13 protein-coding genes and 1 CRISPR repeat array are annotated in these 14,938 nt (G+C 73.7%); of the genes, 4 read left to right on the top strand and 9 right to left on the bottom strand.

What is annotated here, in order from left to right; all coding sequences use genetic code 11:
* Nucleotides 1-433: 433 nt before the first annotated feature.
* On the top strand, nt 434-1,810 hold the full coding sequence (locus tag V1J52_RS08965) for a phthiocerol/phthiodiolone dimycocerosyl transferase family protein (RefSeq protein WP_330139116.1): 1,377 nt from the start codon (nt 434-436) through the stop codon (nt 1,808-1,810).
* Nucleotides 1,811-1,870: 60 nt separating this feature from the next.
* Nucleotides 1,871-2,389: an RNA polymerase sigma factor gene (locus tag V1J52_RS08960; RefSeq protein WP_330139115.1), complete on the top strand. Its 519-nt coding sequence runs from the start codon at nt 1,871-1,873 to the stop codon at nt 2,387-2,389.
* 97 nt (nt 2,390-2,486) lie between these two features.
* Here the strand turns inward: V1J52_RS08960 and V1J52_RS08955 are convergent, their stop codons facing one another.
* Together V1J52_RS08955 and V1J52_RS08950 are read right to left on the bottom strand one after the other, a co-directional pair.
* Complete coding sequence (locus V1J52_RS08955; protein ID WP_330139114.1) at nt 2,487-3,029, bottom strand: PAS domain-containing protein; 543 nt, start codon at nt 3,027-3,029, stop codon at nt 2,487-2,489.
* Between the two features lie 745 nt (nt 3,030-3,774).
* The gene (locus V1J52_RS08950; protein WP_330139113.1) at nt 3,775-4,710 is read right to left on the bottom strand and encodes a LysR family transcriptional regulator; all 936 of its coding nucleotides are present in this window, start codon (nt 4,708-4,710) and stop codon (nt 3,775-3,777) included.
* 211 nt (nt 4,711-4,921) lie between these two features.
* Between V1J52_RS08950 and V1J52_RS08945 the strand changes: the two genes are divergently transcribed.
* Entirely contained in the window at nt 4,922-5,911 is a 990-nt protein-coding gene (locus tag V1J52_RS08945; RefSeq protein ID WP_330139112.1) for a DMT family transporter, read from the top strand.
* A complete protein-coding gene (locus V1J52_RS08940; protein WP_330139111.1) occupies nt 5,908-7,875 on the top strand; it encodes a TerD family protein in 1,968 nt (655 codons plus the stop codon). The genes V1J52_RS08945 and V1J52_RS08940 overlap by 4 nt, the downstream gene beginning before the upstream one ends.
* 271 nt (nt 7,876-8,146) lie before the next feature.
* Here V1J52_RS08940 and V1J52_RS08935 read toward each other — a convergent pair whose 3' ends face one another.
* The 7 genes from V1J52_RS08935 to cas7c all read right to left on the bottom strand — a co-directional run bounded on the left by V1J52_RS08935 (nt 8,147) and on the right by cas7c (nt 14,897).
* Nucleotides 8,147-8,839, bottom strand: a complete 693-nt coding sequence (locus V1J52_RS08935) for a response regulator (RefSeq protein ID WP_330139110.1) — start codon at nt 8,837-8,839, stop codon at nt 8,147-8,149.
* A gap of 4 nt (nt 8,840-8,843) precedes the next feature.
* Nucleotides 8,844-10,070, bottom strand: a complete 1,227-nt coding sequence (locus V1J52_RS08930; RefSeq protein ID WP_330139109.1) for a sensor histidine kinase — start codon at nt 10,068-10,070, stop codon at nt 8,844-8,846.
* 28 nt (nt 10,071-10,098) lie between these two features.
* The gene (locus V1J52_RS08925; RefSeq protein WP_330139108.1) at nt 10,099-10,869 is read right to left on the bottom strand and encodes a CPBP family intramembrane glutamic endopeptidase; all 771 of its coding nucleotides are present in this window, start codon (nt 10,867-10,869) and stop codon (nt 10,099-10,101) included.
* 349 nt (nt 10,870-11,218) lie between these two features.
* Nucleotides 11,219-11,844: direct repeats of the CRISPR family, unit length 37 nt; unit sequence GTTGCGATCCTCGGCCGCTCCGGGGAGCGGCCGCCAC.
* Between the two features lie 143 nt (nt 11,845-11,987).
* Nucleotides 11,988-12,278 (bottom strand): CRISPR-associated endonuclease Cas2, encoded by a 291-nt coding sequence (gene cas2 / locus V1J52_RS08920; protein ID WP_330139107.1) that lies wholly within the window; start codon nt 12,276-12,278, stop codon nt 11,988-11,990.
* Nucleotides 12,278-13,312 (bottom strand): type I-C CRISPR-associated endonuclease Cas1c, encoded by a 1,035-nt coding sequence (gene cas1c / locus V1J52_RS08915; RefSeq protein ID WP_330139106.1) that lies wholly within the window; start codon nt 13,310-13,312, stop codon nt 12,278-12,280. The genes cas2 and cas1c overlap by 1 nt, the downstream gene beginning before the upstream one ends.
* Nucleotides 13,309-13,980, bottom strand: a complete 672-nt coding sequence (gene cas4, locus V1J52_RS08910; protein WP_330139105.1) for a CRISPR-associated protein Cas4 — start codon at nt 13,978-13,980, stop codon at nt 13,309-13,311. The genes cas1c and cas4 overlap by 4 nt, the downstream gene beginning before the upstream one ends.
* Nucleotides 13,981-13,988: 8 nt before the next feature.
* On the bottom strand, nt 13,989-14,897 hold the full coding sequence (gene cas7c, locus V1J52_RS08905; RefSeq protein WP_330139104.1) for a type I-C CRISPR-associated protein Cas7/Csd2: 909 nt from the start codon (nt 14,895-14,897) through the stop codon (nt 13,989-13,991).
* Between the last annotated feature and the right edge of the window lie 41 nt (nt 14,898-14,938).

Genomic DNA, 14,938 nt, shown 5'->3' with positions numbered 1-14,938 from the left:
GCACAACCCTCACGTGGCAGCTCGTAACGTCCCGGCCCGGGCGGGCCCGGCCGGGCGGACCAGGGGTGCGCCCTCGGCCCGCGGAACGGGGAAGGCCGGTCGCACGCCGGGAGCGCGGGGCCGGCACGGCCCCGCCGACGGTCCTGCAAGTGGCCCCAGAGTGCGGTGGACCGGCGGTCCCGCTCAAGCCCGGACCTTCGCCCGCGCCGCAATTCAGGTATTTCCCTGAAGAACGCGCGGGCGGGGATAGCGCCGCCCCCGGCGGGCTTTAAGGAATTCCCGCAACTTCTCCCCGGTCCTGCGCCGCGGGTGGATTCGTCCGCCCTGGCGGTGCACCCTCGCAACGGGCGTCGGGCATTCGGGCTCCGGCGGTGACGGCTGTGCCCCACTGCGTAGTTGAGAGAAAGCAAACGGCGGAAGGAAGGCTGGCGGTATGCACCGTGAGTTGTGTCCGGTCGAGACGCTGTACGTCGGGCAGCGGAGCCGGGCGGTGCTCTCCTGCACCCTGCGCGGACAGGTCGACGTCAAGGCGCTGTCGGCGGCGTTCGACGCGCTGACGCAGGCCCACCCGACGCTGCGCGCCCGCATCGCGCAGGACGGCCAGGGCTTCGCGCTGCACCTCCTCAGCGAGGAGGAGCGGCCCCGGCTGGTCACCCGCACCGGCGGCGAGGAGGCGTACGCGGCGGAGCTGAACGCGCCCCTGCCGGTCGGGGGGCCGCTCAGCCGCGCGGTCCTGGTGAGCGCGCCGGAGGGCGACCGCCACCTGTTCGTCCTCGTCGTGGACCACACGGTCACCGACGGGCACAGCGGCATCGCCGCGCACAACGCCCTGTGGGACCACTACCGGGCCCTGGTCGGGGGCGGCACGGACGAGGGGACGGCCGCCGCGCCCGCCCCGGCCGCCGCGCCCGCCGACGACCGGGTGCACGCCGCGGAGCCCCCGCACTGGCCGCGGCCCGTCAGCCTGCTGCTGCCCGAGGCCGACCCGGCGGCCACCGCCGCCCACCTGGAGCGGCGCGTCGAGGAGGTCCGGCGGCACCCCGTCCAGCTCGTGCCCTACGACGTGCCGCGTCCGGCCGCCGGTGACGCCGGACCGGACCCGGAACCGGCCGGTGGCGGCGGCCACATCGAGTCCCGCCGGCTGACGCTCGACGAGGAGCACACCGCCCGGCTGCGGCGGACGGCACGCGAGGCGGACCTGTCCGTGCACTCCCTGGTCGCCGCCGCGCTGCTCACGGCGGCACGGCGCCGCCTGGAGGGCGACGGCCCCCGCACCCTGGGCTGCCTGTCCCCCGTGGACCTGCGGTCCCGGCTGTCCCCGCCGCTGCCCGCCACGGTCATGGTGCCGGCCGTCACCAGCCACCTCCAGACCGTCGACGTCGCCGGGGACAGCGACCCGGCGGAACTGGCGCGCACCGTCCACACCCGGCTGCGCGACTCCATCGCCCGCGCGGACCAGGACCACGAGATGCGGATCATGCCGGAGATCCCCCGGAACCCGGCGTTGCAGATGGCCACCGTGATCGTCACGAACATGGGCGTCGTCCCCGGCCCCCGGCTCCCGGCCGGGCTGCACGCCACCGACGTCCGCCTGGTGCCGGCCCGTGAGCACTACTTCCCGCAGGCGGGCCGCAGTCCCCTGATGGCGTGCGTCGTCTCCTTCGAGGGGCGGCTCGCCATCGAGTTCCCGCACTTCACCGCCTGTTTCAGCCCCTCCTTCATGCGGGCCTTCCGCGACGACGTCCTCGCCGGGCTCCACGCCTTCGCGGACGCCGCCACGCCCCTGCCCGCGCCCGCGAACGCCCGGTGAGGCCGGCCACCCCGGCCCACCGCGTCCGACCGCACCGGCTGCCACAAGGAGCACTCCCCCATGAGCACCGTCAGCCACCTCCCCACCCCCCTCGCGCTGCTGTCCCGGGCCCAGGCGGGTGACGAGCAGGCGATGAACCACCTGCTGGACGGGATCACGCCGTACGTCGCACGGCTGTGCCGGTCCGTCACCCACGACGACGGCGCCGACGCCGCCCAGGAGGCGCTGTTCGCCATCTACCGGGGCCTGCCCACCCTGCGCGAACCGGCCGCGTTCTACGGCTGGGTGCGTGCGGTGACGCTGCGCGAGGCCATCCGCACCGTGAAACGCGCGGGGGACGAGGGGGTCCCCGTGCAGGTGGACCTGGGCCAGGAGGCGAACCCGCTGGACGCCGTGCACATCAGCGACGTCCTGGACCGGCTGTCCACCTCCCACCGGCAGGTGCTGACCCTGCGCGCCTACGGGCTCAACGAGGAGGAGATGGCCCGCGTCCTCTCCCTGCCGGTGGGGACGGTGCGGTCCCGGCTGCACCGGGCCCGCCGCCGGTTCCGGGAGGCGTGGCTGCCCTCGGCCGCCTAGGGGCCGCCGGTGCGGGCCCGCGCGCGGGGCGGGGGCTCCCGCCCCGCGGGGACGGCGGCCGTGCGGGGCCCGGCGGCCGACGCGCCGGGCCGGCCGGCTACTCGACGAAGTCCGGCAGGACGCGCGGTGGCCACTGCCCCGCGGCGAACATGCCCAGTCCGTGGGCGCGCGCCACGAGCGCGGGGCGGTTGGGCGCGTCGAACCTGCGCAGCAGCCGTCCCACGCGGTACTCGACTCCCTGACGGCTCATGTAGAGGCGGCTGGCCAGCTGGACCGTCGACGCGCCGCTCGCCACGCCCTCGACGACCCGGGCGTCGAGTTCGCTGAGGGTGTGGCGGCCGTGCAGTGCCGCCCCGTCCGGATCACCGGTGTGGTGGAGCAGGATGACGAGTCCGGACAGGCCCTCCGAGCCGGCCACCCCCACGGCCGTCAGGTGCGCGCAGAACGTCCGCCCGGCGCCGTCCCGCCCGGTCACCCGCTCCGTGAACGAATCCGACCGGCCCTCGGTGAGGGCGGCGAACCGGTACCGCAGGCTCTCGGGCCGCTGGGCGAGGAGGTCGCACAGGTCACGGCCGCATATCTCGCTCGGGCTCAGGCCGAACAGCCCGGCGAATTCCGCCTCCGCGGCGGTGATGGTCATGTCCCGGGCGGACGCGTGGGCCGTGTAGGCACGGCGGCGCCGGGGGTGACCGGTCTCTTGCGGAACGGCTGGGGAAACGAGGTCGACGGCCGCTTTTCCGGTGCCGGGGGAAGAAAGGGCGGGGGAAAGAGAAGGGAGGGGGGAGGGGGAGGAAGCGGTGCTGCTCGTGGTGACCATGAACGTAGCCGTCTTTCTGTGTACGTGGGGGGCGGGCGGAAAACGCGTCATGGTCGCTGGACAACGTTGTCGAGGTGTTCACGCCTCACGTCGCCGCGCCCGACGGGGTTTCCCGACCATCACCGCTGTGCCCTGGTTACGGACTGCCGGAGCCACCGCCGCTCTTGTGGAATCGGCTGGCGGCACCCACACAAGCGGCCGCCGCGACGATCCCTGTGGCCAACCTCCGTAGGGGGCCCGACGGGACGCGAGGGGGCACGGGAACCTCCGGAGACAGGGGGAAAGATCACTTCGGGCCAGCACTCCGCAGGCTAAAGCGGGCCAACGCCCCAGGCAAGGGCTCGTCTGGCAGGACCGACGCTTCACCGACGGCTTTCACCCAGGCTTCATCTGGCCGGTTCACGACGGTGCCCGGCGTGTCCCGTGTCGGACCGGTCCAGGCGACACTTCTTGAACACGCGCCCCGGCCACGTGCCCTCGTTGCCCACGAACGCGACCGGCCCCCACGGGCCGGCGGCCACGGGCAGCGCTCCCGGCCGGGGCGGGGACGGGCGGCGGGCGGGCCCGGTCAGTCCGGCGCCGCGGCCGTCCGCGTCCGGGTGCCACCCCACGGGCCGGCGGTGGCCGCCTCGCGCAGGGCCGCCAGCAGGCCGCGCAGCGCGGGCTGCCCGGTGGCGGACTCCCGGGCGGCGGCCGAGATCACCCGGACGGGCTCGGGGTCGCGGACCGGGCGGACGACGACGCCGGGGTGCCGGGCCCGCAGCCCCAGCCCCGGCATCAGGCCGATGCCGAGACCGGCCGCGACGAAGCCCTGGGCGGTGGCGTAGTCCTCGCTCTGGATGACGAAGCCGGGGCTGAACCCGGCCGCCGCGCAGGCTTCGAGCACCGGTTCCAGGCAGGGGCCCGGCGGTTCGCTGCCGACCCACCGCTCGCCGGACAGCTCGTGCAGCCCGATGACGTCCTCGCCCGCGAGCGGGTGGCCCAGCGGCAGCACCGCGGCGTACGGGTCGTCGAGGAGGTGGACGAGCCGGAAACCGTCGCCGACGAGGCCGCGCGTCCGGATGACCACGGCCAGGTCGGCGTCTCCCCGCGCCACCTCCCGCACCGGGTCCCGCGGATCGGTGAGCCCGAGATCGACGCGGACGCCGGGATGCTCCGTGCGGAGCCAGGCCAGGGCGGGGGCCACCAGCGTGGAGCCCGCCGTGGCGAAGTAGCGCACCGACAGGCTGCCGGTGCGTCCGGCGCGGAGGTCGGCGAGGGCGGACTCCGCCCGCGCGACCGCCGCACCGATCAGGGCCGCGTGCTCGGTGAGCAGCGATCCGGCGGCGGTGGGCCGCACCCCGCGGCCCACCCGTTCGAGCAGCGCCGTACCGGCCTGCTTCTCCAGCGCCGCCATCTGCTGACTGACGGCGGACGGGGTGTAGCCGAGGTGCGCCGCGGCAGCGGTGATGCTTCCGCTGGTGACCACGGCGCGCAGCACGTGCAGCCGCCTCACGTCGAGCATGAAGCACAGCTTAAAACACCTGTGAGAAACGTTCGCTTGTCCTCACGCGTGCGCTGGGCCATCGTCGAAGCGCCGGTACCGGGCGAGCGGCTGGACCGGCCGCGGAACCGGCCACCGGACCGCTGGTCCGCACACCGCAGCACGCGGGGCCGCGTACCGGCCCGCACACCGAAGCGCGCAGGACCGCGCGCAGGGCGAAGGGGGAAGCATCGTGCACAGCGCTCCACGGGGCCTGCGGGGCGGCGTACGGGTGGCCGTGCTCGCCCTGCTGTGGGGCTCGACCTTCCTGTGGACCGACCTGGCGCTGCGCGGACTCTCCCCGCTCCAGGTCACGTTCGTCCGCTGCCTGCTCGGCGCGCTCGTCCTCAGCGCCGTCTGCTGCGTGACCGGGCGGCGCCTGCCCCGGGGCGTCCCCGTCTGGCGCCACATCGCCGTCGCGGCCCTCTTCTGCAACGCGCTGCCGTTCGCGCTGTTCGGTGTGGGCCAGCAGACCGTCGGCTCCGGCCTCGCGGGCGTCCTCAACGCCACGACCCCGCTCTGGTCGGTCTGCCTCGGACTCGCGCTCGGCACGGAACGCGGACTCCGCCCGGCCCGTCTCGCGGGCCTGCTCCTCGGCTTTACCGGCACGGTGGTCATCCTCGCCCCGTGGCGCACGGCCGGGGCATTCGGCTGGGGGGTCCTCGCCATCCTCGGCGCGGCCGCCAGCTACGCCGTCGCGTTCCACTACATGGGCCGCACCCTGGCTGGCCGGGGAGCGCCCACCATCTCGCTGTCCGCCGCCCAGCTCGTCGCCGCCAGCGGACTGGCCGCCCTCGCCCTGCCGTTCGGCGGCCTGGAGGCGGCCGATCCCGGCCCGACGGTCCTGGTCGCCGCCCTCGTCCTCAGCGTCGCGTGCACCGCGGCCACCTTCCACCTCACCTACCGGATCATCAACGATGAGGGCGCCACCAACGCGGCGGTGGTCGGCTATCTGCTGCCCGTGGTCTCCGTCCTCCTCGGCGCGGTCGTCCTCGGCGAAGACCTGAACGCGCGGGTGGTGCTGGGCGCGGCCGTGGTCCTCCTGGGCGTCGGGATGACACGGCGGAGCGGGACGACGGCGGCCCCGGTCACCGGCGACGCGGCCGCCGCGCCGCACATACCGGGACGAACAGCCGTCCGGGTTGAAGGAGCGACGGACACCGGATCATCCTTGCGGCCATGAGCCTGCGACCTGCCGCCCACGACGCCCTCCACGGGTCCGGTCCGCGTGACTACGCACTCGACTACGCCCTCGTGGACGTGGAGACCTCCGGGTTCGTCCCGCGGCGGGACCGCGTGCTGTCGGTCGCGGTGGTGACCATCGGGCCGGACGGGGAGCAGACCGGGGAGTTCTCGACGCTGCTGGACCCCGGGTGCGACCCCGGCCCCGTCCAGGTCCACGGGCTGACCCTCGAACGGCTGCGCGGGGCGCCGTCCTTCGGCCAGGTCGCGGGACGGATCGGGGCGCTGTTGCAGGACCGGGTCCTGGTGGCCCACAACGCGCAGTTCGACTACGACTTCCTGGCCCACGAGTTCGCGCGGGCCCGGCTGTTCCTGCCCGTCTCGCAGCGGCTGTGCACGCTGGCCCTGAACCGGCAGGTGGACCCGCCCACCGACGACATGAGGCTGGGCACCCTGGCCGCCCACTACGGCGTACCGCAGACCCGGGCGCACGACGCGCTGGACGACACCCGGGTCCTCGCGGGGATCTTCCGCGCCACGCTCAGGGAGGCGGCCCGGCTCGACCTGCCGCTGCCGCTCGTGCCGTGCCCGCCCCGGCAGGACGCGCAGTTCGCGCCCAGTCCCCCGAAGACGCCCTGCGCCTACCGCAACCCGGGGCGGCTGGCCCCGGGCGGGCCGCTCGTGCAGGGCATGAAGGTGGCCGTCACCGGGGAGACCGCGACGGCGCGCGCCGAACTGGTGGCGCGGGCGGTCGCGGCCGGGCTGAACGTCATGGCCTCGGTCAGCCGCCACACCAGCGCGCTCGTCACGAACGAGCGGGCCTCCGGATCGGCGAAGGCCCGGCGGGCCGCCGCCGAGGGCGTGCCGGTCATCGACGAGCACACCTTCCTCCGGCTGCTCGGCGCCGTACGCCCCGGAACGCCCCACCACGCGGCGGCGCCGTCGGCCGCCGTGGCGGCCCCGGCAGCGGCTCCCGCCCCGGCCGCCGCACCCGCCGCTCCGGGAACACCCGCCGCGCCCGCCGCCCCGGAAGCGCCTGCCCCGGGCGCCGTCATACCGCCCGCCGCCGCCCCGCCCGCCGTCGTCCCAGCCCAGCGGCGTCCGGTGCCGTCCGGCACCGCCGGGGGCACGGCGTCGGGCGGTCCGCTGGCCGGCCGACGCGTGCTTGTTCTGGGCGGCACGCACCCCGCCGCGGTCGGCGCCCGCACCCGCGTGGTCGAACTGGGCGGTTCCGCCGCCGTCAACCTCTCGCGCAGCGTCACCGACGTCGTCCTCCTCACCGGCGGGGAAGGCGACCGCCGCATGCGGCGGATCACGGAACTCGAAGTCCCGGTGCACGAGGAACGCTGGCTCGACGCCCCGACGGCCGCCGCGCCCGCCGGGGAGACCGGCGGGACGGAGTGGAACACCGTCCGGCCGCAGGCGCCGCACGTGCTTCCGCGCGGCGGCGTCATCGACCTGCCGGTGCCACCGTCCGCGGCGCCCGCGCCCCCGTGGCACGTCACCGCGGCCTGGGCGCCGCAGGACGCGTGCGAGGTCGACGTCGTGGCTTTCGTGCTCGACGAGGACGAACAGGTCACCTTCGACGAGGACTTCGTTTTCTACAGCGCCCCGGAGAACCCCGCGGGCACGGCCCGCCTCCTCACCGACGGCCCCGCCGAGCAGACCATCGCCCTCGACCTCGCGGCCCTCCCGCCGGGCTCCCACAAGGTCGTCGTCGCGGCCGCCATCGACGGCGACATGACGTTCGGGGACGTCGGCGCCGTCCAGGTCACAGCCGCACCCGGCAGCGGCGCCGCTCCCCTGGCCCGGACGACCCTGGACGCCGCCACCACCGAACGCACCCTGCTCCTCGCCGAGCTGTACCGCCGCGGCCCCCTCTGGCGCTTCCGCGCCGTCGGACAGGGCTACGACCACGGACTCGCGGAGCTGGCGCGCGGCTACGGCGTCGCCGTCGCCGACTGAGCGGACCACCCGGGCGGGCCCGCTGGAGCCGACGCGGGCCGGGCGCGGGCCCGGACCGGACCGGCTCTTTCAGCTACGAGAACGGGCTCCCCGGCGAATTCCCGCACGCCTACCGCATCCTGGGCACCGGCGAGACACCCCCGGCCGACCCCGCCTACGTCAACCACCGGCTGCGCCTGGGCGAGGTGGAGGAGTGGACCGTGCACCACGACTCCACGAGCCAGCCGGGCTGCCGGGCGGGCGGCACTGCACCTGGGGTACAGCGTGCCGGTCACGGTGTGCCGGGCACCAGTCCGGCCCGGTAGGCGAGGACGACGGCCTGGACGCGGTCGCGCAGGCCGAGTTTCGCCAGGATGCGCGACACGTAGGTCTTGACGGTCTCGGGCGTGATGAACATCGCCGCGGCGATCTCCGCGTTCGACAGCCCCTCGGCGATCAGTCGGAGCACTTCCAGCTCGCGGGGGGCCAGCGCACGCACGACGTCCTGTCCGGCCGACCGGGAGACGTCGGCCGGTCGCAGGTGCTGGGCGAAGTGGCCGATGAGGTGGCGGGTGACGGCGGGTGCCAGCAGGGCCTCGCCCCGGGCGACGGTCCGGATGCCGTTGACCAGCTCCGCCGGGGGCGCGTCCTTGAGGAGGAAGCCGCTCGCTCCGGCGCGCAACGCGTCGTAGACGTGGGCGTCGACGTTGAACGTGGTGACGACCAGTACCTTCGGCGCGCCCTCGGTACCGGGGCCGGCGAGCTGCCGCGTCGCCTCGATGCCGTCGAGCAGGGGCATCCGGATGTCCATCACGATCACGTCGGGGCGCAGCCGCCGTGCGGCCCGGATCGCCTCGTGGCCGTTCCCGGCCTCCCCGACGACCTCCATGTCGGGCTGCGCGGAGAAGATGGTGACGTAGCCGGTCCGCACCAGCGCCTGGTCGTCGCAGACGAGTACACGGATCGGTGGCGGCGCATCGTTCACGGGGTCACTCCTGAAGGGGCCTGGACGGAATCGTGGCGCGGACCGCGAACCCGCCCCCGGGCCGGGAACCGGCCTCCAGTTCACCATCGAGCATCCGCACCCGTGTACGCAGCCCGGCCAGCCCGCGTCCGCCCGCGGGGCCCGGGCTCCGCGTGACCGGTGCGGCGGCGGGTCCGTCGGTGGTCACCTCGATCCCGATGTGCTCGTCACCGTCGCCGCCGTGCCGGAGCAGGACCCGGGTCGGCATCCCGGCCGCGTACTTCACGGCGTTGGTGAGCGCCTCCTGCACCACCCGGTACGCGGCCAGCTCCACGTCCGCGCGCTGCGGCCGCCGCTCGCCCCGCTCGCTGAACTCCACCGGCTGACCCGACCTGCGGGCCTGCTCGACCAGGTCCCCCACCCGGCCCAGGGCGGGTGCCCGGCCCGCACCCGCCGGGCCCGCGGACTCCGGCTCACCGGTCGCCTCCAGGACGCCGAGCAGGTACCGCAGTTCCGTCAGCGCCCGACGGCCGGTGTCGCTGACGGCCGTCAGTCCCTCGCCGACGCGTTCCGGCGCGGACGTGAGCAGGAACTGTCCCGCGTCGGCTTGGACCACCATGGCCGTCACGTGGTGGGTGACCACGTCGTGCAGTTCGCGGGCGATCCGCGCCCGTTCGGCGGTCGTGGCCGCCTCGGCCGTCAGCCGCCGCCGCTCCGCCTCCTCCCTCCGCCGCGTGCGCACCGTGCTCCCCACCAGCCAGGCCGCGGTCAGGGCCAGGGAGAACGCGAGATAGTCCGGCACCGACTGCGGTGAGCCGAGGCGGTCCAGGACGACGGCCAGCCCGGCGTACCCCGCACTCGCCACGGCCGCCAGACCGCGGCGGAAGCGGATCTGGTGGGCCCCGGCGGAGTACAGGGCCAGATACAGCCCCACGCTCGCGAACGTCGTCGCGAAGCCCAGCGCCTGGTGCACGGCGAATGCGCCCGCGACGACGGCCAGACAGGCCGCGGGCCACCTGCGGCGGACCGCCAGCGGCACGGTCTGGGCCAGGACCAGCCCGACGCCCAGCACGTTCGCCGACCGCCCGGGCAGATCGCCGATCTGCGCACCGACCTGGGACAGGGTCGGCACGAAGGCCAGCAGGGCGAGCGTCACGGCGAGGACACCGTCCTTGAGGAGAGCGTCCCGCTCCTGCCACCGGCCGAGCGGCGCCCGGAGCAGCGGGAGGCCCCGGAAAGCCTGACGGCGCATCACGTCTGTTCCCTCCAGTCGGTCCGGCTCAGTGGCCCGCGCGCCGGCGGGGCTTGACCCCACCGTTCCGGTGGGCGAGGACGAGCATCGGAACGGCGAGAGCCACGCCGATGAGGACGGGCACGATCGACGCCTCCAGACCGAAACCGCCGCCGGTCAGGAGGGCGGAGCCGTGGACGTCGACGGTGAACAGGCCCTCGGGGGCGTGTCCGGAGACCGGAATGCCGAGCAGCTGCTGCGTGGTGTTCCAGGCGAAGTGCAGACCGGCGACGAACCACAGGTTACGCCGCCACAGGAACGCGGCTCCGAGGAGGACGCCCGCCTCCAGTGCGATCGCCAGTCCGCTCCACGCGTTCGCACCCGGGGCTCCCAGGTGGGCGACACCGAAGAACAGCGAGGTGACCACGATGGCGGCCCGGCTGCCCCACAGCTGCTCAAGAGCCTGGAGGGCAAGACCGCGGAACAGCAACTCCTCGGTGACCGCGGCGCCGATCTGCACCGCGACCGCGGTCCAGACGACCGGCATGAAGCCGTCACCCGCCCAGGAGAACGAGTAGCCTCCGAACGCCGTGATCAGGAGGGCGGAGACGAGGATGAAGCCCAGGCCGATCCCGCCGCCCAGCAGCGCCTCCCGGCCGGCCCCGGACCGGGCCGTCTCCGGCGTGGAGCGTCGTGCGACACGACGCATGACCCAGCAGTACACGGCCACCGCGGCGACCGCGCCCAGCACCGGCACCGGGCCGGGCCCGGTCGCCGTCAAAACCGAGACCAGGCCGACGCCGACGATTCCCGCCGTCATCCAGCCGAGCGGAGAACGCGCGATCCGACCGAAGCGGCCGCCGTCCCCGCCGCGGTCCTCGGCCGGGCCGGAGCCCGTAACGTGTCGTGTGGCGGATGCCGTGCCCATGGTGACCTCCCCGGTACCGGTCACACCTGCGGCGACCTGACGGCCACGCTAGAAACTGGCGGACGTCCGCGAATCACCCGTGCAGGGACAGCCCCTGTAGCTCCCACGGGGGACACACCACCCGCCCCCGCCCCTTACGGCACGGGACGCGGCCGAAGCACGCAGTATCGAGCTGCACGGCCGCCCATTGTCGTGAGCGGTCCACTGCCAAGATGGGCGCATGACCAGTCGGGATCTTCAGGTTGCGATCCTCGGCCGCTCCGGGGAGCGGCCGCCACTAGGTGCTCGCGCCCTGCCTCACGGCCAGGTAGATGCGTTGCGATCCTCGGCCGCTCCGGGGAGCGGCCGCCACTCGTCCACGTGGAGTCGCTGGCCTCGGCGCTGTACGTCGTTGCGATCCTCGGCCGCTCCGGGGAGCGGCCGCCACACCAGCAAGGACACCGTCATGGACTCCGTCTTCGGGTTGCGATCCTCGGCCGCTCCGGGGAGCGGCCGCCACTGTCGGCGCCGCTGCGGTTCATGAGGGCGTGGACGTCGTTGCGATCCTCGGCCGCTCCGGGGAGCGGCCGCCACGGGCCAGTTGAAGCGCCGGACACCGTGCCAGGGGTAGTTGCAATCCTCGGCCGCTCCGGGGAGCGGCCGCCACTGGAGGAGGACGGCGCCGACACGCAGGCCCTCATCGAGTTGCGATCCTCGGCCGCTCCGGGGAGCGGCCGCCACTCCCCCGCGAGCTTCGGGCTCGACTCGGAGGGGATGAGTTGCGATCCTCGGCCGCTCCGGGGAGCGGCCGCCACGGTGCTGCGCAACACCAAGGCGTGCGGCGTCATCCGGTTGCGATCCTCGGCCGCTCCGGGGAGCGGCCGCCACGGCTTTGACGTGCGCAGGGAAAGGTAGCGCATCGCGCTTGTCGAGGGATTCGGGGGAGCGGATACGGAGCTATCGGGCATTCTGCTTCGGTGCGGTTCGCGTGTCGTGTGTGTGCTTCTGGTTCCGAAGTCCGGGTGACGGTCTCAGAGGACGAGGTCCTGACGGTGGGGTTGGGTCTGGGCGGTGCCCAGAGTCTGGACGTCGTCGAAACCGTGGTGGGGAAGCCGGTAGATGCGGATGCTGTCGCAGGTCGTGTCGATGGTGGCGTCGATGCGGTCGAGCAGCCGGAGGAGGTCCTTCTCGTCAGCGACTATTTCGAAGACGGACTTCTGCACGCGCAGTCCGTGTCCTTCGCACAGTTTGGCGACTCGGCGGAGCCGTCGTCGGCCTTCCGGGCTGGTGGTGTCGACGTCGTAGGTCAGCAGGAGGTCCATCAGGCGGCCGTCCAGGGCAGGTAGCCGGGTAGTTCGCCGCGCAGGTGGCGGGAGAGCAACCGGGCCTGGACAACGGGGAGGAGCCCGGCCGGGACGTCTCGTCCGGCGAGGGGGTGCTCCCAGGTCTGGAGCTTCCATTCCTGCCATGCGCTGATGACGGTCTTGCGTCCGTCCTCGGTGAGTCGGACGGCACCTCCCGCCAGGTGCTCGAAGTGTTCGGGACGGAGCTGGCGGCGGTTGAGGAGGGTGAGGGCGAAACGGTCGGCGAGGACGGGGCGGAACTCCTCCATGAGGTCCAGGCTGAGTGCGGGCTTGCCGGGGCGCAGGCCGTGGAGGTAGCCGATGTAGGGGTCGAGCCCGACCTGTTCGGCTGCGCCGTGGACGAGGCCGCGCAGGAGTCCGTAGGCGAAGGAGAGGAGCGCGTTGACCGGGTCGGTGGGCGGCCTGCGGTTCCGGTGGAGGAAGGCCGGGATGCCCTCGGCCGGACGGAAGACGTGCTGGAGGGCGCTGAAGTAGGCGCGTGCGGCGGCGCCCTCGATGCCCATGAGGGTGTCGATGCCGTCGGCTGCGGCGGTTGCCGCGAGGGCGTCGGCGAGGTCGGCGGCCGCTGCGCGGATCTGCGCCCGTGGGCCGGGGGCGGCGTCGCGGGCGGCACGCAGGAGAATCCACCGGCTGTTGCGAATCTTGCCCGCCACCATGTTGCGGGCGATGCCGACTCTGGTGTCGTGGTCGTCGTGGAGTTGGTGCTGTGCGTGGCGGAGGAGGACGTTGCCGCGCACGGCGCCGTCGAGGCGTGCGAGGTAGCGGCCGCTGCGGCTCATCCAGGTGATGGGCCGGGCGTCCTGCGCGCAGCGGGTGATGAGTTCAGTGGAGAGGTTGACGTGCCCGTAGAGGACGATGCCGTCGAGCCGACGCAGGGGCAGGGTCCGGCGACCGGGCGCGTCGGGGAGGCGGACGCGGACGGTGTCCTCGTCGAGCCGGAGGTCGGCGCCCTGGGTCTGGACATAGAGGGTGTTGAGGAGTTCGGTCGTCACGCGCTTTCCGGGTCGGCTTCGAGGTGGTAGAGGTCGTCGAGGGCTCGGTGGTAGCGGCGGGTGCCGGTGAGGACCTTCGGCATGCACCCGGTGGCCATGGAGCAGCGGCGGCAACGGGTGTCCGCGACGGGTGCGGGCAGCCGTGCGGAGGTGAGGAGCGCTCGCACGGTCTCGGTGAGGCGCAGGACGGTGTCGCGCAGCGGCCCGTCGATGATGACGGGGTGCCGTCTCCGGTCGGCTGCCGAGTAGACGGCGGCTTCGGCCACGGGGCGGTGGAACATCTCCTCCAGGCACAGCGCCTGCGCGGTGGCCTGGATGTCGGCGGGTCCGCCGGGGTGGTAGCGGCCGGACTTGTGCTCGATGGGCAGGACACGGCCGTCGGCGTGGATCTCTACGGTGTCGCAGATACCGGTCAGCCCGTATCCGTCGTGCCAGACGGGCAGGGCGTGCAGCGTGCGGACGGTGCCACGGCCCCGGTTGCCGGGGGTGTCGACACGTTGGTGCAGGAGAGTGCCGCGGATGGTGGCAGCGTCGTCCTCGAAGGCGTCTTCCAGCAGGATGAGTCCGCATTGGCGCGGGCAGTAGGCGTAGTGCTCCAGGGCGGAGAGGGGAACTTGGAGCAGCTCCCCCTCCCCGCCCAAGCCCGGGGCGGGGCGTGTGGTGCTCACCCGACGGCTCAGGAGTCCGGCAGGAGCGAGGCGAGCGTGACGCCGGGCGGCAGGTCGGTGTCACGGACCTCGACGGTGCCGTAGTCGGCGAAGCTGCGGGCGCTGGCGTCACCGCGGGGTTTGACGGCGATGCGGTCGAAGAGCATGTGGGAAGGGGCACGGCCGAAGGCGTCGTCGTGGGTGAAGACGTACAGCCCGCGCAGGGCGAGGCCGGCGCGTGCGGCGGCGCGGTCGTGTTCGAACATGAGCGTGAAGGCCCGCCAGAACGCCGCGAGGTCGTCGGAGGTGACGCCGGTCTTCTGGGCCAGGGGGGCGCTGAAGTGGCCGGTGCCTTTGTAGAGGCCGTAGGGGACGACGTGCTTGGAGCCCATCTCGGTCTCCTTGCCCTTGTTCTTGCTGTCCGGCTTGACGTTCGTGTCGTTCCAGGCGTCGACGTCTTCCTGCCGGGTGGGGGTGACCCGGGTGATGCCGACGTCGAGCGGGGTGACGGGGTCGACGGAGCGGGCGAAGCCGATCTGCACGGGTCCCTGGACGCGTCCTGCCTGCTTGTCCCGCTTGCCGGTGGTCATCACCGCTCCGAACATGCGCACGTCGAAGAACGTCCGGCACATCCACGCCTGCGCGGACTGCTTGTCGGTGGCGGTGTCGGCGTAGGCCCGCTCGTGCTGGGCGTTGAGCGCGGTTCCGGCCTCGACGTAGATCTCGAAGCCCGCCTTGTTCTCGACGCTGTTGATCACTGCGACGGTGTTGCGGATCTTGCGCTTGATGGCGACGTCGGTGATCAGTCCCTGCCCGGTGATCGGGTCGGTGCGCGGGATGCCGCCGTTGTCGGGGTCACCGTTGGGGTTGGAGTCGACCGCTTCGATGAGAAAGACGAAGTCGTGCTTGCGGGCGGGGTCCAGGTGTGCTGCGGTCATGTCGTTCATTCCTGTGCTCTGCTGGTACGGGTCGTGGCGGT

This window comes from Streptomyces solitudinis (assembly GCF_036323765.1).
Classification (GTDB): Bacteria; Actinomycetota; Actinomycetes; order Streptomycetales; family Streptomycetaceae; genus Streptomyces.
The sequence above is the reverse complement of the archived record's forward strand: the minus strand, read 5'-3'. Positions and strand labels throughout refer to the sequence as shown.